The sequence below is a fragment of the Caballeronia humi genome (assembly GCF_001544475.1).
In the GTDB taxonomy this organism is placed as follows: Bacteria; Pseudomonadota; Gammaproteobacteria; order Burkholderiales; family Burkholderiaceae; genus Caballeronia; species Caballeronia humi.
The window spans coordinates 1-23,285 of sequence record NZ_FCNW02000057.1; the positions used below are offsets into that span (position 1 = coordinate 1).

General features: G+C 63.5%; 21 protein-coding genes. 7 read left to right on the forward strand and 14 right to left on the reverse strand.

Features of this window, described 5'->3' with window-relative positions:
* Positions 1-319, reverse strand: a 319-nt coding sequence (locus tag AWB65_RS29475) for an aldehyde dehydrogenase family protein (RefSeq protein WP_125474240.1), incomplete at its 3' end; no start/stop codon positions are given.
* 106 nt (positions 320-425) lie between these two features.
* Between AWB65_RS29475 and AWB65_RS29480 the strand changes: the two genes are divergently transcribed.
* A complete protein-coding gene (locus tag AWB65_RS29480; RefSeq protein ID WP_087670484.1) occupies positions 426-1,328 on the forward strand; it encodes a LysR family transcriptional regulator in 903 nt (300 codons plus the stop codon).
* A gap of 95 nt (positions 1,329-1,423) precedes the next feature.
* Complete coding sequence (locus AWB65_RS29485) at positions 1,424-1,942, forward strand: class IV adenylate cyclase (protein WP_087670485.1); 519 nt, start codon at positions 1,424-1,426, stop codon at positions 1,940-1,942.
* Here AWB65_RS29485 and AWB65_RS29490 read toward each other — a convergent pair.
* Together AWB65_RS29490 and AWB65_RS29495 are read right to left on the reverse strand one after the other, a co-directional pair.
* Positions 1,939-2,427 (reverse strand): Lrp/AsnC family transcriptional regulator, encoded by a 489-nt coding sequence (locus AWB65_RS29490; RefSeq protein ID WP_200821825.1) that lies wholly within the window; start codon positions 2,425-2,427, stop codon positions 1,939-1,941. The genes AWB65_RS29485 and AWB65_RS29490 overlap by 4 nt on opposite strands.
* 202 nt (positions 2,428-2,629) lie before the next feature.
* The gene (locus AWB65_RS29495) at positions 2,630-2,866 is read right to left on the reverse strand and encodes a DUF3717 domain-containing protein (protein ID WP_087670487.1); all 237 of its coding nucleotides are present in this window, start codon (positions 2,864-2,866) and stop codon (positions 2,630-2,632) included.
* A 171-nt stretch (positions 2,867-3,037) separates the two neighbouring features.
* Between AWB65_RS29495 and AWB65_RS29500 the strand changes: the two genes are divergently transcribed.
* Together AWB65_RS29500 and AWB65_RS29505 are read left to right on the forward strand one after the other, a co-directional pair.
* Entirely contained in the window at positions 3,038-3,724 is a 687-nt protein-coding gene (locus AWB65_RS29500; RefSeq protein ID WP_087656840.1) for a response regulator transcription factor, read from the forward strand.
* Positions 3,725-3,819: 95 nt separating this feature from the next.
* Positions 3,820-5,268, forward strand: a complete 1,449-nt coding sequence (locus AWB65_RS29505; protein ID WP_235007837.1) for a sensor histidine kinase — start codon at positions 3,820-3,822, stop codon at positions 5,266-5,268.
* A gap of 51 nt (positions 5,269-5,319) precedes the next feature.
* Here the strand turns inward: AWB65_RS29505 and AWB65_RS29510 are convergent, their stop codons facing one another.
* The 9 genes from AWB65_RS29510 to AWB65_RS29550 all read right to left on the reverse strand — a co-directional run bounded on the left by AWB65_RS29510 (position 5,320) and on the right by AWB65_RS29550 (position 16,209).
* Positions 5,320-5,769, reverse strand: a complete 450-nt coding sequence (locus tag AWB65_RS29510) for an SET domain-containing protein (RefSeq protein ID WP_087670489.1) — start codon at positions 5,767-5,769, stop codon at positions 5,320-5,322.
* A 246-nt stretch (positions 5,770-6,015) separates the two neighbouring features.
* Complete coding sequence (locus AWB65_RS29515; RefSeq protein ID WP_087670490.1) at positions 6,016-7,128, reverse strand: NADH:flavin oxidoreductase/NADH oxidase; 1,113 nt, start codon at positions 7,126-7,128, stop codon at positions 6,016-6,018.
* Between the two features lie 89 nt (positions 7,129-7,217).
* Complete coding sequence (locus AWB65_RS29520) at positions 7,218-7,934, reverse strand: MOSC domain-containing protein (RefSeq protein WP_087670491.1); 717 nt, start codon at positions 7,932-7,934, stop codon at positions 7,218-7,220.
* 4 nt (positions 7,935-7,938) lie between these two features.
* Entirely contained in the window at positions 7,939-8,667 is a 729-nt protein-coding gene (locus AWB65_RS29525) for a glutamine amidotransferase (protein WP_087670492.1), read from the reverse strand.
* A 144-nt stretch (positions 8,668-8,811) separates the two neighbouring features.
* A complete protein-coding gene (locus tag AWB65_RS29530) occupies positions 8,812-9,456 on the reverse strand; it encodes a MarR family winged helix-turn-helix transcriptional regulator (RefSeq protein ID WP_087670493.1) in 645 nt (214 codons plus the stop codon).
* Between the two features lie 647 nt (positions 9,457-10,103).
* Positions 10,104-11,219 carry a YbdK family carboxylate-amine ligase gene (locus AWB65_RS29535; protein ID WP_087670494.1) on the reverse strand — a complete coding sequence of 372 codons (1,116 nt, stop codon included), beginning with the start codon at positions 11,217-11,219 and terminating at the stop codon, positions 10,104-10,106.
* Between the two features lie 75 nt (positions 11,220-11,294).
* Positions 11,295-12,497 (reverse strand): cation:proton antiporter, encoded by a 1,203-nt coding sequence (locus AWB65_RS29540; RefSeq protein ID WP_087670495.1) that lies wholly within the window; start codon positions 12,495-12,497, stop codon positions 11,295-11,297.
* A gap of 947 nt (positions 12,498-13,444) precedes the next feature.
* Positions 13,445-15,193, reverse strand: a complete 1,749-nt coding sequence (gene mnmC1 / locus AWB65_RS29545; RefSeq protein WP_087670496.1) for an FAD-dependent 5-carboxymethylaminomethyl-2-thiouridine(34) oxidoreductase MnmC1 — start codon at positions 15,191-15,193, stop codon at positions 13,445-13,447.
* On the reverse strand, positions 15,190-16,209 hold the full coding sequence (locus tag AWB65_RS29550; RefSeq protein ID WP_087670497.1) for a VTT domain-containing protein: 1,020 nt from the start codon (positions 16,207-16,209) through the stop codon (positions 15,190-15,192). Before AWB65_RS29550 ends, mnmC1 begins: the two co-directional genes overlap by 4 nt.
* A gap of 273 nt (positions 16,210-16,482) precedes the next feature.
* Between AWB65_RS29550 and AWB65_RS29555 the strand changes: the two genes are divergently transcribed.
* Positions 16,483-16,761, forward strand: coding sequence for an HU family DNA-binding protein (locus AWB65_RS29555; protein WP_008352404.1), 279 nt, complete (start codon positions 16,483-16,485; stop codon positions 16,759-16,761).
* A 172-nt stretch (positions 16,762-16,933) separates the two neighbouring features.
* Here AWB65_RS29555 and AWB65_RS29565 read toward each other — a convergent pair whose 3' ends face one another.
* Positions 16,934-18,166, reverse strand: a complete 1,233-nt coding sequence (locus AWB65_RS29565; RefSeq protein ID WP_087670499.1) for a GTP-binding protein — start codon at positions 18,164-18,166, stop codon at positions 16,934-16,936.
* A gap of 187 nt (positions 18,167-18,353) precedes the next feature.
* Positions 18,354-18,800, reverse strand: a complete 447-nt coding sequence (locus AWB65_RS29570; RefSeq protein WP_087670510.1) for a lytic transglycosylase domain-containing protein — start codon at positions 18,798-18,800, stop codon at positions 18,354-18,356.
* 602 nt (positions 18,801-19,402) lie between these two features.
* On the opposite strand from AWB65_RS29570, the gene gspD reads away from it, so the two are divergent.
* Both gspD and gspE read left to right on the forward strand, forming a co-directional pair.
* Positions 19,403-21,781: a type II secretion system secretin GspD gene (gene gspD / locus AWB65_RS29575; RefSeq protein ID WP_087670500.1), complete on the forward strand. Its 2,379-nt coding sequence runs from the start codon at positions 19,403-19,405 to the stop codon at positions 21,779-21,781.
* A 56-nt stretch (positions 21,782-21,837) separates the two neighbouring features.
* Complete coding sequence (gene gspE / locus AWB65_RS29580; protein WP_087670511.1) at positions 21,838-23,283, forward strand: type II secretion system ATPase GspE; 1,446 nt, start codon at positions 21,838-21,840, stop codon at positions 23,281-23,283.
* The last annotated feature ends 2 nt before the right edge of the window (positions 23,284-23,285 follow it).

A 23,285-nucleotide genomic window follows, 5' to 3' on the forward strand; every position in this document is an offset into this window, starting at 1 on the left:
CGGTGAAAACCTTGCCGTGCTCACGCGTGATGATCTCAGCCAGCTCGTCATGATGCTCATCGAGCAATTGCTTGAACCTGAACATGACGCGAGCGCGCTTGATCGGCGCGGTTTCGCTCCATGCGGGAAACGCAGCTTTAGCCGCCGCAACCGCCGCATCGACCTCGGAAACGCTGGCTAAAGGAACCCGCGACGCAACCGCGCCTGTCGCCGGATTGAACACATCGCCGAAGCGATCGCTCGTGCCTTCGACCCGACGCCCGCCGATGAAATGCGACAACGCCGCAACACCCGTTTCACTCCGATGTGACTCGCTCATGCCTGTCTCCGTAGGTATGGTTTTCTGATCGAAGAGTACCGCCGCCCGCTCACTCGATCCAATGAGATATGTTCAATAGTGATATAAGACACGCTAATATCACCCGATGGACTACACGCTTCTCCGCGCGTTTGCGGCTGTCGCTCGCGAGGGAAATCTCACGCGGGCCGCCGCGCAACTGCATCTGACGCAACCCGCCGTGAGCCTGCAGATCAAGAATCTGCAGGAAACGCTGGGCGTCGTGCTGTTCTCGCGCACGTCGCACGGATTGCTCCTCACGCGTGATGGCGAAACGCTGCTGCCATACGCCGAACGGGCGCTCGCCGCCGCGAATGAGGTGCAGCGCGCGGCTGCTGCACTGCGGCATGAAGTGCGCGGACGGTTGCGCATCGGGACGATCCTCGATCCGGATTTCCTGCGTCTCGGCGGCTTTCTGCGGCAGCTCGTGGAAACGTATCCGCAGATCGAGACGGCGCTGCGGCACGGCATGTCCGGCACGGTGCTCGAGCGCGTGAAGGCGCGCGATCTGGACGTGGGCTTCTACATCGGCGATCCCGCCGCCGACGATCCGCGCGACGGCGAGCGCTTTCACGTCCTCGCGCTGACGCCGTTCGTCTACCGCGTGCTCGCGCCGGCGGGCTGGAACAGCCGCGTGAACAAAGGCAAGCGCGACTGGGCGGCGCTCGCGAAGCTGCCGTGGATCTGGACGCCACCGGAATCGGCGCACAACCGGCTGCTCTCGCGCATCTTCGCGGCAGCGGGCGCGACGCCGGTGATCGTCGCCGAAGTGGATCAGGAGCCATCGATGCTGGATCTCGTGAAATCGGGCGTCGGGTTGTCGCTGGCGCGTGATTCGATCGCGCTTGCAGAGGCGCATGCCCACGCGCTGACGATCGTCGACGGGATGACGGTGCAGACGCAGTTATCGTTCATCGCCCTCTCCGAGCGTCGCGACGAGCCGGTGATCGCGGCGGCACTGCGCCTGATCGAAGATCAATGGCCGGTTTAAGGCAGGCGCGCGATTCAAGCGCTCGTCATCGAAATTTTGTTAGTCTGGGTGTTCGCATTCAGGCTCTTCCAACCGGCTTCCAGGAGTCTTTCCATATGGCCCGCAACATCGAAATCAAGGCTCGCGCGCATCACTTCGACACGCTTCGCGAGCGCGCAGCCGCGCTCGCATCCGACGCGCCGCTGATCTTTCGCCAGCAAGATTTCTTCTACGACGTCCCGACCGGCCGTCTGAAGCTGCGCCAATTCGACGACGGCACGCCGTCCGAGCTGATCTTCTACCAGCGCGACGACCGCGACGGCCCCAAAGTCTCCTACTACACACGCAGCCCGGTGACTAACCCGGAAGCGATGCACGCGCTGCTCGCGCAGGCGCTGACCACGCGCGGCATCGTCACGAAAGAGCGGCATGTGTATCTGGTGGGGCGCACGCGGATTCACCTCGACCGCGTCGACGGCCTGGGCGATTTCATCGAACTGGAAGTGCTCCTCGCGCAGGACGACGACGAAGCCGGCGGCGAAAAGGAAGCGCATGAGATGTTCACGCGGCTGGGCGTCTCGCAAAGCGACCTGGTGCCGGTCGCCTACGTCGATATGCTGGCCGAAGCGGCTTAGGCGTCAGGCGCAGCGGAGAGGTGGCCCAATGGCAGCGGACCATTGCGCTTGAATGTCGTGAGGACGATGTTCGAGCGCACACTGTCGACGCCGGGCACGCGCATCAGTTTTTTCATCACGAAGGTGGACAGCGCGTTCAGATCCGGCGCGACGATGCGCAGCAAATAATCCGCATCGCCGACGGTCGCATGACATTCGAGCACTTCGGGCAGCAAGTCGATGTGCTGCTGAAACTGCTCGATGACCGAGTCGCCGTGGTGCTTCAGCTTGAGGCTTGTGAACGCGGTGACGCCCAGCCCGAGCTTCTCCGGCCGCAACATGACGCGATAACCTTCAATCACCCCCGTCGATTCGAGCCGTTGCAACCGCCGTCCGATCTGCGACGGCGAAAGCGGCACTTCCTCGCCGAGTTGCTGGTGCGTTGCACGTCCGAAGCGCTGAAGAACGTCGAGAAGCGCGAGATCGAAGTGATCGAGTTCAATCATGATGATTTCCTGCATTTAATCGCCGATCGTGCGATTTTAATGCAATCCACCCAATGAACCCGTTCGCTACCTTACAGACAGAAGAAAGGTAACGCGCGTATTACCAACGATGACACCGTGAAAGGGACGGAAACGCCCGAAACGTGGAATAAAGCGCCATTCGAAAGCATTTTAGAAACCTTTCGCAAGCTAACCGCGGCGACTAGCTTTCACCCGCAAGCCCTTGTTTAATACGCTCGTAAGCTTCCCACGCGGCGCGCGCTTTGGGGTCCAATCGCTCTGACGGCATCGATGTGGTGCGCTGTACAATCAACAACGCATAGGGCCTGGACAGCGCGCTCACCTCCTCGCAAAGACTCGATTCATCCCCGCGCGACGGCGAGCGGTTGCGCCAGAAATTGATCGCTGCTTCGAGTTCCTGAATCGGGATCTCAGGCATGTCCGGAACAGAAGTTGTCGGTTCGCGAGGGTTTGCGGCGGAAACGATAGCCGCGGCGTGCCGCCTTAGACGTAACAGTTTTGATCTGGCCCGAACCCGCGCCGCCGCGCCGTAGCGATTCACCCGGCCCGCGCCGGTTCGAGCTCAACCCATTGTACTTGAGCGACTTCCATGCGAATCCTTCTGATCGAAGACGACCGCCCCATCGCGCGCGGCATCCAAAGCAGTCTCGAACAATCCGGCTTCACAGTCGACATGGTCCACGACGGCATCTTCGCCGAGCAGGCGCTCGCGCAGAATCGCCATGAACTCGTGATCCTCGATCTCGGCCTGCCGGGCATCGACGGCATGACGCTGCTGGCGCGCTTTCGCCAGAGCAACCGCCACACGCCGGTCATCATCCTGACCGCGCGCGACGAACTGCACGACCGCGTGCAGGGCCTCAACAGCGGCGCCGACGACTACATGCTGAAGCCGTTCGAATCGCAGGAACTCGAAGCGCGCATCCGCGCCGTGATGCGCCGGAGCGGCCCGCATGGCGACGTGCCGCGCCCGGAAGTGTCGCTGGGGGGACTGCGGCTGTCGGGCGTCGATCGCCGCATTTTCAACGACGAAAAGCCGCTCGAATTGTCGCCGCGCGAATTCGCCGTGCTCGAAATGCTGCTGCTGCGTCATGGCCGCGTGGTCAGCAAGGCGCAGCTTCAGGATCACCTGACGCATTTCGGTGGCGATCTCGGCGATACCGCGATCGAAGTGTACGTTCACCGCGTGCGCAAAAAGCTTGAAGGCACGCGGGTGGAGATCGTGACGGTGCGCGGCTTCGGCTATTTGTTGCAGGAAATCCGGCAGGCCGCGTGAGCGGCTGTCCGTAGAACACTTTGCGATTCCCCTCCCGGCGCGCGGGCGACGAACGTTTCGCTCGCGAAGACTGGCTTCATCTCGCGCAGTCCAAGGTGACCAGTTCCTCCGCTCCGCCTAGTCTCAGGCGGTCCCTGCTGCGGCGCCTTGCGGCGCCGCTGTCCCTGCTCGCGCTGATGAGCGGTCTGATGGCGTACTGGCTCGCGTGGCAGTACACGCAGCACGTCGTCGACCGGTCCCTCGCCGATCTCGCCACCGCCATCTCGCGGCAAATCCAGCTGGCCGGCGTCGATGCACCCGTCACCGTGCCGCCGCTCGCGCAGGCGATGTTCTCCGATCCCGTCGAGCAACTGATCTATCGCATCAGCGACGGCGAGAACGAAATCGCCGGCGAGCCTGATCTGCCGCTCACCGGCACCAGCGTGCGCCGCATCCACTACGCCTACGTGTTCGAAACGCACTACCAGGGCACGAGCGTGCGCGCGGCGCAGGTGCGCGTCGACCAGCCGACCGGCAATCCGATCGTCGTCGAGGTGGCGCAGCGCGTCGGGTCGCGCTATCGGATCGCGGTGGAGTTTCTCGTCGCGATCATGATGCCGCTGCTTTTGCTGCTGCTTGCCGGCTGGGTGATCGTGTGGCGCGTGGTGAACCAGCAGCTCAATCCGTTGACTGATCTCGCCGATACGCTCAACCAGCAGACGCACACATCGCTAGAACCGGTCGACGAAACGCTCGTGCCGGTCGAGATTCGTCCGCTTACGAGCGCGATGAACGCCTTGCTCGATCGCCTGAAGACCGCGCTCGATGCACAGCGCAAGTTCATCGCCGATGCCGCGCATCAGTTGCGCACGCCACTTACCGCCGTGAAGCTGCACGCCGAGCAGGCGATGATCGCGCGCGATCCCGCGAAGACGCTCGCGGCGGTGAAGGAACTGCGGGCGTCGGCGGATCGCGCGGTGCGGCTGTCGAACCAGTTGCTGTCGCTCGCGCGCGCCGAGCCGGGCGAACAGGCCGCGCGCTTCTCCGATTTCGACTGTGCCGCGCTCGCGTTCGAAACCGGCGCGGAGTGGGTGCCGCGCGCGTTGACGGTCGGCGTCGATCTGGGATTCCAGCGCCTCGATGATCCCGAGAACGACGATCCGCTTCTCGTGCGCGGCAACGTGGTACTGGTGCGCGAAGTGATCGCGAACCTGATCGACAATGCGCTGAAGTACATCCCGCCGTTCCGCCAGGACGGCGCGCGCGTGACATTGAGCGTGACCGAATTCATCGATACCGCCGGCAAGCGCTTCGGCGAAATCGCGGTCGAGGACAACGGCCCGGGCGTCCCACACGACCAGCAGCCGGATCTCTTCAAGCGCTTTTTCCGCGGCGACGGGCAGACGGTGGAAGGCGGCGCGGGCCTCGGCCTCGCGATCGTCCACGACATCATGGTGCTGCACGGCGGCAGCGTGCATTACGAAGACGCGCCGGAGGGCGGCGCGCGCTTCGTCGTGCACATGCCGCTCAAGCCCCGCACGCCGGCCGCGAAGCCCGCGCCATAAAAAACGCCACGGCATCGCTGCCGTGGCGTTCTTTTTCATGGCTCGCGATGCCTACTTCTTCAGCGCGAGCATCGTTCCCCTACACTTCTTCGACCCGCAGCGGCACTCGTATTCCTTCTTGAGCTTCTTCGTGATGCGACCGTCGATGACGAGACCGTAGTCGTAGTACAGCTCCTCATCCGGTTCGATGTCGCGAAGCGCATGAATGAATACACGGCCTTCCGCTTCCTCGGCCTCGCAATTCGGCGCGCACGAGTGGTTGATGTATTTCGCGCTGTTGCCGTCGATCTTGCCGTCGATCACGCGGCCGTCGTCGAGTGCGAAGTAGAACGTGTGGTTCGGCTCCTCCGGATTGTGCGGATGACGGCGCAGCGCCTCTTTCCACGAAATGCGCTCGCCCTTGTATTCCATCACCTGCTCGCCCGCCGCAATCCGCCTCGCGGCAAACACGCCCTTGCCATGCACGCCCGAGCGGCGAACGGTGACCCTGCGTGAACTCATCGAATGAATCCTTAAATAACGATCGCTGTGGAGGGTTGATTGACGCCCGCGCCGCCGCATCGCGCGCGCGTCTCACGGTGAGGCGCGGGAGGCGTACGGACGGAAACGGGAATGAAAAAAACGCGACGGCCTCAAAGGCGCCGCGTTCATCGTGCCGGATGCTTTGTGCGTCCGGACAATCGGCATCGTACACGGTAGGCGCGCACCAGTTCAACCAGACGCGCCTGTTTTGGCGGTGCGCGGGCTCTAGCGCTGGCCGAACGAGATATCGCCGAAGAGCGCCTTTTGATCGCGCGGCTGCGAGCGCCAGTATTGCGGCGGTGCTTCGACCGTCGCGCCGAGTTGCGCGGCCGCATGCCACGGCCAGCGCGGGTTATAGAGCAGTGCCCGTGCGAGCGCGATGAAATCCGCCTCGCCGCTTTCGATGATCTCCTCGGCGTGCATCGGATCGGTAATCAATCCGACGGCGATCGTGTTGAGCCCGGTCGCTTCCTTCACCGCTTTCGCGAACGGCACCTGGTAGCCGGGTTCGAGCGGAATCTTCTGCTTCGGCGATACGCCGCCCGACGATACATCAACCCAGTCGACACCCCGCTTTTTGAGTTCGTTGGCGAAGGCGATGGTGTCCTCGATGCCCCAGCCGCCCTCGACCCAGTCGGACGCCGACACGCGCACGCCGACCGGTTTATCGGCGGGAAACGCGGCGCGGATCGCGTCGTAGACTTCGAGCGGAAAGCGCATGCGGTTTTCGAGCGAGCCGCCGTATTCATCAGTGCGCTGATTGGCGATCGGCGACAGGAATTGGTGCAGCAGATACCCGTGCGCGGCGTGCAGTTCGAGTGCGTCGATACCGAGCCGGTCCGCGCGTTTCGCCGTGGCGACGAACGCCTCGCGCACGCGGATCAGTCCGGCAGTATCGAGTGCGAGCGGCGGCGTTTCGTCTTCCTTGTGCGGGATCGCCGACGGCGCGGACGCCAACCATCCGCCATCGGACACGGCGATCTGCTGGCCGCCGTCCCACGGCACATGGCTCGACGCCTTGCGGCCCGCGTGCGCGAGCTGCATCGTCACGGCGATGTGCGAATGCTGGCGGATCGCGGCGAGGATGGGTTTGAGGGCCGCTTCGGTGGCGTCGTCCCAGAGGCCGAGGTCACCGGGCGTAATGCGACCGTCCGGCTCGACCGCGGTCGCTTCGATGAACAGCATCGCCGCGCCCGACAGCGCAAGCGTCCCGAGATGGATCATGTGCCACGCGGTGGCTTCGCCGCGCTCGGCGGAATACTGGCACATCGGCGACACGACGATGCGATTGCGCAACGTGACGCCGCGCAACGTGGCGGGAGAAAACAATGCGCTCATGACGGGTGTCCGGTGAGGAAAATTGCGATCGAGAATAGCACTTCGCTTTTGGTCCTGCAGCGGCGGCCTTGGTCCGCAAGCGCGTGGCGTCAGTCGTCGGCGCGCTGGCTCGATGGCGTATCCAGACGGCTCGCCCACGATTCGACCTTGCCGCTTTCAAGACGCTTTTGCGCCGTCTTGCGCCATGACGGCGTCAGCGCATCGAGCGCGGCCATCTGTTCGAGCGACGCGCGGTCATCGCGATCGACGTACAGCACACGCAACAGCCGCGCGACGCTCCATTGCGGATGCGGCCGCGCCAGCCTATCGACGGCGTCGCCCGCGCCCATCTCGCCCGGCTCCAGCACGCGGTAGTACCAGCCGGTACGGCGCGTGTCCTGGACGCGGCGCGACATGTCGTCGCGAGAAAATCGCAGGTTGAGCTTCCAGCAAGGCTGGCGCGGCTGCGACACTTGCACGATCGCCGTCCCGATGCGAAACACGTCGCCGACACAGACATCGCTTTCGTCGATGCCGCGTGTCGAAAGGTTTTCGCCGAACGCACCCGGCATCCGAAAGCGTTCGATACCGGCAGCGTCGTTACTCCATTCGTCGCGCCAGACGGCGTAGTGATCGAACGAATAGTGATGCAATGCCTTTTCCGGGCCGCCGTGATGTTTTCGCTCGTGCTGTTGGTCGCCTTCGAGACCCGTTTCGCCGACACGCACGCGTTCGTGCACCAGCGTCTTGTGGATCGCGCTCTTTTTGCCCTGGGTGCCGAGCGGCGCGACCTGGCCGATCAGCACGGCGTCGAGAATCGTCTGCATTGAATTACTCGCCTCGCTGCCTGAAATCGAACTGATCGAGCCATTCGCCGAACATCGCGCGTGCGGCGCGCTCCAGTCCCGGGCCGAAGCGCGCGGTGTCCGCACGCAGCCGCGTCGCGGTCGTGCCGCTTTGCGCGATGTCGCCGGGATACGCGACGAGCCAGCTCTCGAAGCGATCGGCGAGAACTTCAGGGTGGCATTGCAGCGCGAGCACGTGCTCGTTCCACGTGAACGCCTGATTCTGGCAAGCAGGCGTCGACGCGAGATGCGTGGCGCCGTCGGGAAGATCGAAGGTGTCGCCATGCCAGTGGAACACGGGCGTGGACTGGCCATCAGCGTCGAGATGCCGCAGCGCCGACGCGCGGCCAGCGTCGGTCAGCGCAAGCGGCGCCCAGCCGAGTTCTCTTTCCGCAGCAGGATAGACGCGCGCACCTAGCGCCCGGGCGATCAACTGCGCGCCGAGACAGATGCCGATGGTCGGCATCCCCGCCACGATGCGCTTTTCCAGCATCGATAAAAGCGGCACGAGATGAGGATAGCTGGCTTCGTCGTAGGCGCCGATCGGGCCGCCGAGCACGACCATGAGCGACGGATCGAGTGGATTCGGGGCATCGATGCGCCCTCGGCCGACGTCGAGATACCGCACGAAATGGCCGCGGTCGCCGAGCGCCAGTTCGAGATTGCCCAGATCTTCGAAATAGACGTGGCGGATCGCCAGGACTTCATGTTTCATCGGCAGGATTCCGTGGCGTTGGGGCTGCGAATGGGTAACCGTCCGCGCTCCCTGAATGGGGGCGCGACCGGCACAGTCTAACCGACTCGCAGAAAAGCTCACATCCCTGCCGGATGGCGCTTCATGCCACTTTTAAGGCGATGTTTAAGCCACCTGGGCGAAAATCTTCCAGCTTTTCTTCTGCGTGGCGATGTCCGCTTCTTCGTATACCGAACAATCGAGTCGCAGATCGGTATCAGCCATCGAAATCTGCAGAAGCGCGCAGTGATGCGGCGTCTTCTTTGGATTCTTGCTCGCCTGGAAATGCGCGCACGACAGGCACATGCGGTGCGCCGGGATCTGCTCCTGCGTTTCCAGTTGACGGATGGTCTTGAGGAGTGTCCGGTAGAACGCCGCCTGTTCGTCCTCGCGCAGCGTGCCGACCGCCTTCGCGAGGAAGTCCGGCCATTGCAGCGCGCGCTTCGCCGCCGCGCGGCCGCGCGTCGTCAGACGCACCGCGAGCGCGCGGCCGTCGTCGAGCGCGCGACGCTTTTCGACGAGCCCTTTGCCTTCCAGCGTGCTGACCGCGTCGCTGGTGGTGGCAGCGGTCAGCGCGGTCTCGCGCGCGATTTCGCCTAGCCGCATCGGCCCCTTGCGCTGCATCAGCAGCACGAGGATTTCACCCTGGGTCGGCGTGAGCCCCGCACCTTCCGCCCATTCCCAAGCCTGACTGCGCATCGCCGTGCTCAGCCTCAGCAGGCCGTGGGTCACCCGCCCCTTCGCCTGCTCTCCGTAAACGCCTTCGCTCATAGTCTTTCGCTTCTTGTTCCGCTTATGTGTTTTGACGGCGGGCATCCCGCACGCGATTCGCCGCCCGGACATGCCACCCGGCGCTCGCCACGAGCTTCTCCGCCAACCGTTGCCGGTCGACAGCGCCTGCCGTCTCAAAATTCAGGCGTACCAATCCAACGAAGTATCGCCCGATGGGACATTGCAACTCTCTTGCGTCTTATGTTGCTGCTGACGCTTTCTTAAATTTGCCGATCGTCTTAAGAATCGGCAAAGACGACATTCTAAGCGACACGGAACAAACGTACACCTTAGTTATTCACGCGACACTGTGGATAACCCGTGGGAAAAGTCATCGATTCGATGTGCGCCGATTCTTGATAACTCCCGCTCGACGACGACACCCTTTCGCGTTTTCCCGGGTTCCGGCGCACGATGCACGCAAATCGAGGCCACTTATCTCGACGCTAGAACCTTGACTTTACGTGCCTTTTTGCAGTTGTCCACAGAATCGGGCGCTGCTTGTTAACTACTATTACGTATGTATACGACTTCCTGTAGGTAAACCTTAGGCCTGCTCCATCGAACGCACTGTCCACTGCCGAACAAAAATTTTCGTAAAAAAACCCGCTCGAAAGCGGGTTGTTCGTTTGAGGCGCGGTGAGCGGCTACTGGCGCCATTGCAGGCATTGCTGCCGTACCGCTTCGTGCAGCGATTTCTCCTTGTCGAAGACACCACGCAGCCACGTCGCGTCGTTCTTGTTGCCGCGCGCGATGTCGCCGACCTGCTTCAGCGCCTCCGTCGATCCGAGCGCCTCCGCGTGCGGCGCAAGGATATCGAGCGTCTCGAGAATGTCTTCGGCGATGGTGCGCCGCTCGCCCGTCTGCGGATTGATGCAGACGCCTTCCAGCCCGAACCGGCACGCTTCGAACCGGTTGAACGTGTAGACGAGGTAATCGTCTTCCTTGAGTGTGAGCGGTTTGTCGAGCAGCAGGTAGCGCGAGAGCGTCTGGATGTAGCACGCGATCGCCGCCGCGCGGTCTACCGAGAGCGGCGTGTCCATCACGCGGACTTCGATCGTGCCAAAACCCGGCTTCGGCCGGATGTCCCAGTAAAAATCCTTCATGCTGTTGACGACGCCCGTGCTCACCATCTTCCCGAAATATTCCTCGAAGCTGTCCCAGGTGAGCGCGAACGGCGCGCGGCCCGACAGCGGAAACGCGAATACGGAATTGAGCCGAGCCGAGTGGAAGCCGGTATCGACGCCCTGGATATACGGCGACGACGCCGACAGCGCGATGAAATGCGGGATGAAACGCGACATCGAATGCAACAGGAAAAGCGCGCTGTTCGGGTCCGGACAGCCGATGTGCACATGCTGGCCGAACACCGTGAACTGCTTCGCGAGATAGCCGTAGAGCTCCGAGATGTACTGAAAGCGCGGCGTGTCGTAGATCTGGCGGTCGCTCCATTGCTGGAACGCATGCGTGCCGCCGCCGCACAGACCGACGTTGAGCTGATCGGCCGCGGCGACCAGCGTGTCGCGGATCGCGCGCAAATCGGTGACCGCCTGCTCGTGCGTCGTGCAGATGCCCGTCGACAGCTCGATCATGCTTTCCGTGATCTCCGGCGTGATGTTGCCCGGGATTTTTTCGTCCTTGATGAGACGCATCAGGTCGGATGCCGCCTTGGTCAGGTCGTAGTCGTGCGTGTTGACGACCTGGATTTCCAGCTCGACGCCGAACGTGAACGGTTCAGAGTTGATGAAGGGTTCGAGTGACATGACGCCTCTTGATTAATCGATACTTTTCATTGATTGCATGATGCTTTCCATTCCTTAACGGCGGCGCAATTCCCGCTATTCGCGCCGTTCCCCGACCGCCGAGAGGCTTCGATACACCACGAACGGCGCCACGATCTGCAACACGACGATCGAACACATCACGATCGCGCGCAACGTCGGGTCGTAGTCGGGATACAGCACGTACATGTCGTCGACGAGGAGATACGCGAGCGCCGACATCGGCGTGAGCGCGACGCCGAGTGCCGCGCCCTGCTTCCAGTCGAGCCCGCTCGGCTTCGCGAAGATCAAGACGCCGATCAGCTTGCCGAAGAAACGCGCCGCGATCAGCGCGAGCGCCGCGACGCCGCCCAGCACGATGTCGCTCCATGCGAACGCGGTGAGCGTCAGCGCGAACAGAATCACGGTGAGGAGCCAACCGGCCGAGCCGAAGTGCGTCGGCCAGAGCTGCGGACGTTCGTCGGCATTCTTCACGATGATGCCGGCGGCGAGCAGCGCGAGAATCGTCGAGAGCTTGAAGAGATGCGCGACCGCGATCGCCAGCAGCACGAGGCCGAACAGTGCGACGAACGAATGCTCGTCGTTCGCGTTCAGGCGCCGGTACAGCAGGTTGCACGCACGCGCGAGCAGGAACGCCAGCACGAGCGAACCGATCAGCAGATAAAGCGGCTGGACGATGGTTGCGAACGTGTTGCCGTAGATTTCCTGATGCAGCACGCCGGCCGCGAGCTTTTCCACGACGACCGCGTACATGCTGTTCAGCGCGGTGAGCGTGAGGAGCCGCTGCGTCACCTGGCCTTCGGCGCGGAGCTCGGTCTTCAACTGGATGACCATCGCGGGCGAGGTTGCCATCGCGATCGCCGCGATCACGACCGATTGCATCGTCGGCACATTGCAGAGCATCAGCGCGATCAGCACGAAGCCGAACGTAAGCGTCGATTCCGCGATGCTCGAAAGAATCAGGTACGGATTGCGGCGGATCCAGCGCAGGTCGAGCCGGCTACCGAGTTCGAAGAGCAGCAAGCCGAGCGCGACGTCGAGGAGTGGCCGGGAAAGACCGGCGTCGCTGACGTTGATCACGCCGAAACCCGCGTTGCCCGCAATCAGGCCGATCACTGCGTAGCCGGTGATGCGCGGCAGCCGCCAGGCACGCCACAGCAGCTCGCCACAGAGGCCCGCGGCGACGAGCGCGACGCCGGCCCAGAAAATGGCGTCGGGCACGAGCGGCCAGGCGGGTAGAAACGAAAATGCCGAATTCATCGTGTTGAGTTCTCCTTTGTCGACCGGAATTGGCGCTTCAGCGCCTTACTCCGGTCCCATGTGCGTTGACTAGGTTGGCGCTTCAGCGCCTTTGCCCTGATCCATGCAACGGTGTTGTACCCGGCGCTTCAGCGCCTTTCTGGTCTGTGCAAAGCACTTCCTTGCAGCTTCCAGCAGATGGAGCACGTGAGCAGCAACGTGACTTGCGCGTGTACAGCGAAACGCCCGCGGACAGAGCGACTCGTCCGAACATCGAGCGTTGGTTCACTCAGGCGAAACGAAATTCGAACCGAACACGGCGTCACGAGCAGGCCGTGCATTGATTAGACGAAGCGCCGGCCCAGGCCGCTGGGCCGTGCGCGCCGCCAGTCACTTGACGGCGTGGCGTACGAACCCGGCTCGGAATGCAGGACCGGACACAACGAACGATGGTCTCGGCGTTAGTGATCAGATTCTGACCGGACGACCATCGTTCCTTTGAAGGCGAACGCCGTGTGAGCGGCGCGACGCGGGAAGAACGGCGATTGTGCCATAGGTCGATGGACAAGACAGTGCGCTACCGACGAGACCCCTTGAACCAGGTAAAACGGACCGTGATCACAGGAGATACAGGAAAAAACGACTGTTCGCTCCAATGGTTGGCGGTTTTACTTCGTCCGATAGCCCTCGGGTTAGGTGTCTACATGTTTACCGTAGGTATACGTAGTAGCAGTTAACAAGCACCTCTGGTTTCTGTGGATAACTCTCGTTTTCGAAACCAATTCAAGGGCTTGCGGAAAGGAGAAGCCCATCGTCATCGTGTGCGGCGGTTAACCGCAAGTCGGAACAACTTTTGGGCGGCGAGGCCCGGCGCGAAGTTGTCCCGTTTACGTGCACAGCGAGTGCACAAGTCTTTCGCTTCCTCTTCGCGACGTTATCCACAGGTCGCGGTGGATAACATAAGGCGTTTATTTGAATTCGCCGTGACGAAGGGCGCGAAGGAGGAAGCGCGCCGGGTCTAGCGCTTCAGCCAGTTCGCGCTCGATCGGCCACGGCTCGCCCTCGATCTGAGAAGCGACCAGTTCCGCGCCGAGCATCGACCAGACGAGTCCGCGCGACCCGAACGCGAACGCCCCGTAAAGGCCCGCCGCGCGCGGCAAGTCGAGTGGCCATGCGCCCAAGAGACGCGCGGCCTCGGCGCGGGCGATGCTTTCGTCGGCGAGTTGGCCGATCATCGGCATGCGGTCGCTCGTCACGCATCGAAACGCGACGCGTCCTTCAACGTGTTGATTCAATTCGACATTCGACGACGGCAGCATCCGCGCGAGCCGCTCCAGATTCTCGCGATGGCCGGCTGAGCGGACCTCGCCGTCGGTGCTGTCGATGTCGTAGGTGGCGCCGGTCAGTGTGCGCTGCGGCGCGAGCGGCACCGCGTAGCCGTCGCCGATCACGGGCACGCGCAACCCGGCTAGTGGTGACGGATCGAGCACGGTGAGCTGACCGCGCACACCTCGCGTCGGCTGGCCGTGGAGGTGCGCGAGCCGCATCGCGTCGTGTGCGTTCGCGAGTACGACGACGGGCGCGCGCGCGACAACTGCGCCTGTGGCATCTAACGTGCGCCAGGCGCGGCCGTCGTGTTCGATGCGGTCGATTTGCGTCGAGAAAATACGCGTCAGCGCGCGACCTGCAGCGGCGCACTGTGCCGCGCACACCGCCGCCGGTGAAATCGCGCCACCGCGCGCGAAGAACCAGCCGCCGCGCGCTACGTCGACGCCCGCGATCCGCGATGCATCCGAGCGCGTCGCCGCGACCGCGTACGACGGCGGCAAGCCGAAGCGCGCAATGGCATCGGCGATGGCGATAGCGTCTGCGGGCGTATCGGCGATTTGCAACAGGCCGTCGCGAGTTCGCTGCAGGTCGTGGCCGGCGTCTTCGAGCGCCATCCAGTGACGCAGTGCGTACAGGAAACCCGCGCGCGTAAGGCGAGCGGCCGGGCTGTCGTCGCGCCAGACGATCGGGTGGAAGACGCCAGCGGGGTTGCCGGACGCGTCGCGCGCAACGCCGTCGTTGCGGTCGATCAGCGTGACGCGCCAACCGCGCGCGGCGAGGCGCGATGTCACCGCGCAGCCCGCGAGCCCCGCGCCGATCACGATCGCGTGCTTCTCGGGCGCATCGGCCGCGAGCGGTGGTTCGTGGCGGCGCACGCGCCAGCGCGGCGCGAAGCGGGGCGCGGGTTCATCGCAGGCAAAACCGGCCGCTTCGAGCGCGCCTTGCAATGACGGATGCGCATCAGCAGCGACGGTCGCGTTGTCGCCCGCGATCCGCGCGAGCGCTTTGCAGAGCGGACGCGGATCGTCGCTGGCATCGACGTGAAGATTGAACGCATCGGCGCGCAGCCATAGCTTTTGCAGCATCTCGCCGGGATCGCCGATAGCAAGCGTCAACACGACGCGTCCCGCTTCCAGTTCCAGCCGATGTACGCCGGTTACGCGCATCGGCCAGATCGACGTGAGTTCAAGCGGCGCGCGATCAAGCGTATCCAGAGTTCCCATCGATACAAAATGCAGCCGCTCGCATCGCTCGGGATCGGCACGCCACGCGGCCAAGGCGGCAAGAAACGCGTGACCATCGCCGAAATGCGTATCGACGATGACAAAGCTGCGCCGCCGCGCCCAGCGTGCGGGAAGGTCATGCGCGTGGAAGAGCGGATCGGTCATTCGGAAGGGGCTGAACCAGCAACGCGCCGCATCGCATCGTGCGCCGCAGCGTCGAGCAGCATCGGCTCGAGTGCATAACCCGCCGCGCGCCACGCAGACAATCCGCCCGCGAGCGGCGCGACATCGACGAAACCGTGCGACTTGAGCTCCTCGGAGGCGAGCGCCGCCGAGATCTCGTTCGGGCAGTCGCAATACATCACGAGTTTGCGGTCGCGGGGCAGGGTGGCGAGTTGCGGCGCAGCGTCGCCATCGCGCAGGGCGAGCGCGCCGGGAATCACGTACGGGTCGATCTTGCGGCCCATCTCGCGCCGCACGTCGACGATCACGGGCGGTGGCTCGCCATCCAGCAACGCACGCAACTGCGCGATATCGATGCGCGTCATGCGCAGCCGCTTGAGCAGCGCCATCCGGCGCCACCATCTCACGGCGACATACAGCACGAGCGCCACGCCGATGACGGCCAGCGCGCCGCGTCCAAGCCAGTCGAGCCACGCGAGAACGGTATCGACGGCGGCCGCGAACATCGTCCCGAGCGCGACGCCGAGCCCGGCCCACAGCGCGCAGCCAATCGCGTCATACATTAGAAAGGTGCCAAAGCCGACGCCCGTCGCGCCGGCAACCGGAATCGCGAGCGTCGACAAGCCGGGAATGAACTTCGACACCGCCAGCACGCGCACTCCAAAGCGGTCGAAGAAGCCGAGGCTGCGCGACACGCAGGTATCGCGTGACATCGAGAGCTGACAGAGGAAGCGCAGGACGCGGTTGCCATATCGCCGGCCGAGCCAGAACCAGAGCACGTCGCCGATGAGCGCCGCCGCCATCGCGACCCCCACGATAGCGAGCAAAGGCAATTGGGGAAGCCACCCAGCGGGGCCCGGAACGAGCGTTGCGGCGGTGGTGATCGCACCCGTGAGAACCAATGTGGGCAAGGCTGGGAGGGGTAATCCGAGGGACTCGAGAAGCACGTTGGCAAAAACCAACGACAACCCGTATTCGACGATCAGCTCGCGTAGCATCGGTTGGTCCCTGGGTCGGCAAGCCGCAATAATGGGAAAACGGGTTCAAAAATTAAGGGTAAATCTTTGAAACCCTTATCCTGATTGGGTTTGCGCTGCGTTATGATACCAAGCGCCGCATAGAGAGACGGCAGGACGGCCATGATGTGGAGTGACGCCAGATCAGCGGCCGGGGGCGCCGGAATGCCGCCACCACTCGACTGCAAGGCCTGCGCACGTATAATCGGCGCGTTCGCGCTGTTCGTCTCAACCTAAACTGATAAAGGAACCTTAATGAACAAACAGGAACTGATCGACGCCGTAGCCGCTCAGACCGGCGCCAGCAAGGCTCAAACCGGCGAAACGCTCGACACGCTGCTCGAAGTGATCAAGAAGGCTGTATCGAAGGGTGACGCGGTGCAGTTGATCGGCTTTGGCAGCTTCGGCTCGGGCAAGCGCGCAGCGCGCACCGGCCGCAATCCGAAGACCGGCGAATCCATCAAGATTCCGGCAGCCAAGACCGTCAAGTTCACGGCAGGCAAGGCTTTCAAGGACGCAGTGAACAAGCGTTGAGTGCTACGCCGATCGTTGGGCTGCCTTTTTGGCTCGCCCGGTCGGGAACATTTTGTAGCAACGCATTTCGCAAGTTTCCCAGCCAGTCGCGCAAGCCGGACAAGCTGGAAAATCACCCGCCGCTGCAGGCGGGTTTTTTTTCGTCTGCCGCATTCCGCGCGGCGCAGCAATATCAGTGCGTGTGATGCCCGCAATCGCAGTCGTCGTCATGATCGTGGTCATGGTCATGATCGTGGTCCTCCATGTCCCATGACGGGAACGGATCGCTGAAACGCTTCCAGGCCTCGGGACCCTGTGCCCATTCGTCGTCCGTGAGAAGACAGGCATCGAACTTGTCTTGCCACGCGTACGCATCCAGATCGGCGCCGATCAGCACCAGTTCCTGACGCCGGTCGCCGACCGTGTTGTCGTCCGGGTCGCCGTGCCAGTCCGCGACGATTTCCGCCTCCAGTTCCGCATCGCCCGTCGGCCATTCGCTGCGGTCCTGCGCCGCCCACCATACGCCCGCCGGACCATGACGGCACGCGCCGCCCGCCTGAGACAGCGTTCCGCCCACGTCGTTGCGCGTCGCGAGCCAGAAAAAGCCCTTGCTGCGCAGCACGTGCGGCCATTCCTCGTGCAGCAGATTCCACAGACGCTGCGGGTGAAACGGCCTGCGCGCCCGATAGACCAGATGCGCGATGCCGGCCGCTTCCGCTGCTTCGTCCGCTTCGCGCTGCCCGTGGAGCGTCATCAGCCAGCCGGCCGCGCTCGCCGTTTCGTCGAAATCGAAGCGCTCGGAATTCACGACTTCGGCCGCAGGCACGTCGCCAAAACGCGCATCGATAAGCTCCGCGCGCGGGTTCAGGCCGTGCAGGATGTGCTTGAGCCGCGTGAGTGCCTCAGGCGTCACAAGGTCCGTCTTGTTCACGACAATCACATCGCAAAATTCGATCTGCTCGACCAGCGCTTCGACGATCGTGCGATCGTCGTCCTCGTCGTCGGTCATGTCGCGCTCGGTGAGCGAGTCGTTGCGTCCGTAGTCGTGCAAAAAACTGGATGCGTCGACGACCGTCACCATCGTGTCGAGGCGCGCGATGTCGGCGAAGTCGGCCGAGCTTTCGCTCTCCGCCAGCGCGATTTCCTCGGCGACGCGCATCGGGTCCGACGCGCCCGTCGATTCGATCACGATCGCGTCGAAACGCGCTTCGGACGCGAGTCGCTCGATGGTCGCGGGGAGGTCGTCGCGCAGCAAAACGCGCTCGCATCCCGCCGACATGTGAACGTGGCCAACATCGGCCTGATCACTGACGACGGCGGCGATCCGCCGGCCTTCGCCGTTGGCGAGCAGGTGATTCAGGAGCGAAGTCTTGCCCGCGCCGAAGAATCCGGAGAGCACGGTGACTGGAATGGGCGGCTGGTTCATTGCGATGGGAGCGTGAGGATTGGCAGGCGGGCAGGCGCGTCACGGACGAGCGCGGTGCAAACCAACTAAACGGCCGCGCGCCGGTGCGGGAAGAGGGAATTGTGCATCAAAACGGGGCTGCGCCATCGCGCGAAAGGGCGAAACCGGAACTGGCGCCCTGCGACAGAAGCGCTCAGCTCGACTTCGCTCAGCGCGAAGCCTGCAGCAACTTCCAGCGGCTCAGGATATCGATGATCTGACGGGAATACTTGTCGCGCAACGCGGGCGTCTCGGAATGATAGGCGCCGACCGCCTGCCACGTATTGCCATACTTGTTCATCTTCTGGCGCAGATGCCACGCGGCGACATAGACGCTCTTGCACGGCTGCATCAGCTCGCCGCTCGAAATACCGTACTGCTGCAATGTATTGAGATGGATGGAGTTGATCTGCATCAGGCCGTAATCGATGGAACCGTTGGCGTTCTTGTTCATCGCATCCGGCTTGTTGTGCGATTCCTGCCACGCAATGGCGCGCAGGATGAGCGGATTGACTTTCTGGTACTTCGCCGCTTCGTCGAAACAGTCGGCGTGCGCGGAGGCAGCCGACACCCAAGCGCCCAGGCCGATCGCAAAACATCGCAGGATTTTCTTCATCTTCATTCCATCCATGCGCCCCCAGCGGGCGCGATCCATCTACTGCACGCGAAGCCGCGAACGGCCTCGCCACGTGTGCGTCACCGGGAAAACCCCGCCTCGACGCCAACCGCCCGCAACCGGGAACCGCCCGTATGATAACGGCAGACTATTTGGTCCAAAAGTTGGCCATCAGACATACGCAAGGACTCTGGCGCCAGGCGGCTAGACGAGGCGAAGCATAGCCCGTCTATCGGACAACGATTAAAGGTATGAATAATAAGCCGTCCAGACCGGTTAAAATTCACGTTTTTGGCACAAAAGCGTATCAATCCGTGAACAGTCACTTTTGGTTCCATGCAACTCGTTGCTGTCTGACGGCAGGATTTTTGAAAGCTTGAGCCTGCAAGATGTTTGTCCGGATCGCCCAAAGGCGGACCCATTGTGACAATCCGGACATTAAAAGCTGCTAATGTTCTCGTTTTTGAGATATAGGCATTCCTGCACGACCGGCGCGAATGCGTTGCCGGCCGGCGCTTTCCGCGGTTTGAACGGCACGATGCAGCCGGCCTCGGGCGTCACGCGCCCTGGCCTTGAAATCACACTCCATGAGAAGAAAACGTATGGCACTGCGTCGCGCCGCGACGGCACTGCTGATGGCAGGACTTGTAACCGCGCAAATCGCCGAGGCGCAGGTGACGCTCAATTTCGTCAACGCCGATATCGATCAGGTTGCCCGCGCGATCGGAGCGGCGACCGGCAAGACGATCATCGTCGATCCGCGCGTGAAGGGGCAGTTGAACCTGACGTCGGAAAATACCGTCCCGGAAGAGCAGGCGCTCAAGATCCTGCAATCCGCGCTACGCATGCAGGGCTTTGCGCTCGTGCAGGATCACGGCGTGTTGAAAGTGGTGCCGGAGGCCGACGCGAAGCTGCAGGGCGTGCCGACCTACGTCGGCAACGCGCCGGCGGCGCGCGGCGATCAGGTGATCACGCAGGTTTTCGCGCTGCACAACGAGTCGGCGAATAACCTGCTGCCCGTGCTGCGCCCGCTGATCTCGCCGAACAACACGATCGCGGCCTACCCGGGCAACAACACGCTCGTCGTCACCGATTACGCTGACAACGTGCGGCGAATCGCCAGCATCATCGCGGGAATCGATACCGCCGCCGGCCGCTCGTTCGACGTCGTGCAACTGAAGAACGCGAACGCGCTCGATGTTTCCGAGCAGCTGAACAAGCTGCTGGACCCCGGCACGATCGGCAGCAACGATCCGACGCTCAAAGTAACCGTTACGCCCGACGCGCGCACCAATTCGCTGATGCTGCGCGCATCGAGCGACGCGCGGCTGAAGGCGGCGAAGCAACTGACGCTCAAGCTCGACACGCCGACCACGCAGCCGGGCAACATGCACGTCGTGGCGCTGCGCAACGCCGACGCCACGCGCCTCGCGAAAACACTGCGCGGCATGCTGGGCAAAGGCGGCGGCGGCAGCGATTCGACGAGCAACGCAGCGTCGAACAGCCTGAACAACTCCAATTCGTACAATCAGGGCTCGTCCTCGACGGGCACGGCTGGCATGCCGCCGCTGCCGGGTGGCATGTCCGGCAGCTCCGCCTCGGGCAGCAACCCGATGTCGGGCGGCGGCACGACCAAGGACACGGGCTTCTCGAACAAGGACAGCGATTCCACCAGCGGCGACCAGCAGGGCGGCATGATCCAGGCCGATGCCGCGACGAATTCGCTGATCATCACGGCGCCCGATCCCGTCTACCGCAATCTGCGCACAGTCATCGACCAGTTGGACGCCCGCCGCGCGCAGGTGTACATCGAGGCGCTGATCGTCGAATTGTCGGCGACGACGGGTGCGAATCTCGGCATCCAGTGGCAGGGTCTCCTGATGTCGAACGGCGGCAACAACGCGGTTTACGGCAGTTCGAGCTTTGGCAGCGGCAATACGAACATCGTTGATTTGACGCTTTCCGGTAACGCCGTCGCGCAGAATCCGTCGGCGCTTTCGGGACAGACCGGGCTTCTTGCGCAGGGCCTGAACGTCGGCCTGCTGCACAAGTTCGGCAATTTCTTCGGCCTGGGCGGCTTGCTGCAGGCGCTGTCGACGTCGTCCGATGCCAACATTCTCTCGACGCCTAACCTCATCACGCTCGACAACGAGGAAGCGAAGATCGTCGTCGGCCAGAACGTGCCGGTCGTGACCGGCTCCTACGCCACGCCTACCGCCAACACGGCTACGTCCGTCACCGCCTTCAACACGTTCGACCGGCGTGACGTCGGTGTGACGCTGCACGTGAAGCCGCAGATCACCGAGGGCGGCATCCTGAAGCTGCAGCTCTATCAGGAAGATTCGAGCGTCGATGCCACCACGACCAACAATCCCGGCGGTGTGACGATCAACACGCGCTCGATCCAGTCGACCATCATGGCCGACGACGGCGAAATCGTCGTGATCGGCGGGTTGATGCAGGACCAGTACAACGCGGGCAACAGCAAGATTCCGCTGCTCGGCGACATTCCGTGGATCGGCAGCCTGTTCCGCAGCGAAAACAAGACACGCACGAAAACCAACCTGATGGTGTTCCTGCGCCCGGTGATCGTGCGCGACCAGGCCACGTCCACCCAGATCGCGAACCAGCGCTACGATTATCTGCGCCAGCAGCAATACGGTTCGACGACGGACAACCGCCTGATCCGCGACAAGGACGTGCCGATGCTGCCGCCGCAGCCGATCGGCCCGAGCCAGGGCGGCGTGCCGGCGCAGAACCTCTTCAACTGGAGCGAGACGACGCGCTCGCAAAACGGCAGCTCGACGCTGCCGCAGGACCCGAACGCGCAGGCCGCGCCGCAAGGTCCGCAGGGCGCGCAGCAGGTGCCGCAGGGGTCGCAACCGATGGCCCCGGCGACGAACGGCGTCACCAACTACGCGGTCCCGAACAACTCGGTGCCCGGCATGCCGCTCAACGGCGACGCCGGAGCGCGGCCGTGAGCACGGCCCAAGCCCCGGCCGACACCGCCGGCACGCCGCACGTCACGGGCAGCGGCTTGCCGTCGCCGCTCGCGGCGCGCCTCGTGCCGTACGGCTTTGCGCGCACCGGGCAGATTCTCGTCGCGCATCAGCACGCGGAGAGCATTGAAGTCTGGATCAGCGATAAAACCAGCGACGCCGCCCTCGCCGAAGTCGCGCGCAATTTCGGCGCACTGACGGTGGTGCGCGTGCCCGTCGACGAACTGGCCGCCGCGATCAACTCGGCGTACGCGCGCAACGATGGGAGCGCGGCGCAGGTCGTCGGCGAGGTCGAGGGCGAGGTCGATCTGTCGCGGCTGATGCAGGACATCCCCGAAGTCGAGGATCTGCTCGAATCCGAGGACGACGCGCCGATCATCCGCATGATCAACGCGCTTCTGACGCAGGCCGCGCGCGAGCAGGCGTCGGACATTCATATAGAGCCGTTCGAGAACGCGTCGGTCGTGCGGTTTCGCGTCGATGGCACGCTGCGCGACGTCGTCCGTCCCAAAAAAGCGCTGCACGGCGCGCTGATCTCGCGGATCAAGATCATGGCGCAGCTCGATATCGCGGAAAAGCGGCTGCCGCAGGACGGGCGGATCACGCTGCGCGTCGGCGGCCGGGCGGTCGACGTGCGCGTTTCTACACTGCCGACCGGTCACGGCGAACGCGCGGTGCTGCGTCTGCTGGAAAAGGACGCGCAGCGGCTAAATCTCGAAAAGCTCGGCATGGCGCGCGACACGCTCGTCCATTTCGACAAGCTGATCGGCCGTCCGCACGGCATTGTGCTCGTGACCGGCCCGACCGGCTCCGGCAAGACGACCACGCTCTACGCCGCGATGTCGCGGCTCGAGACGACTACCACCAACATCATGACGGTGGAAGATCCGATCGAATACGACCTCTCGGGCATCGGCCAGACGCAGGTGAACGAGCGGATCGGCATGACTTTCGCCCGCGCGTTGCGTTCGATTCTTCGCCAGGACCCGGACATCATCATGATCGGCGAAATCCGCGACCTCGAAACGGCGCAGATCGCCGTGCAGGCGTCGCTGACGGGCCACCTGGTGCTCGCGACGCTGCACACGAACGACGCCGCCTCTGCCGTCACGCGTCTCACCGACATGGGCGTCGAGCCGTATCTGCTGGCTTCGTCGCTGCTCGGCGTGCTGGCGCAGCGGCTCGTGCGACAGCTTTGCCCGGTGTGCAAGGAAGAGCGCACCGAGGAAGGTGTTGCGCACTGGCATCCGGTCGGCTGCGACCGCTGCGGGCAGTCGGGCTACGCGGGGCGTCGCGGCGTGTACGAACTGTTGCTGATCGACGAGCCGATCCGTCCGCTGATCCACCGCAACGCCGCCGATGCCGAGATTCTCGCCGCCGGCCGCGAGCACGGCATGCGCACGCTGCGCGAGGACGCAAACCGCTGGCTCGAGATGGGCGTGACGTCGCTCGAGGAAGTGCTGCGCGTGACGGGCGGAGACTGACG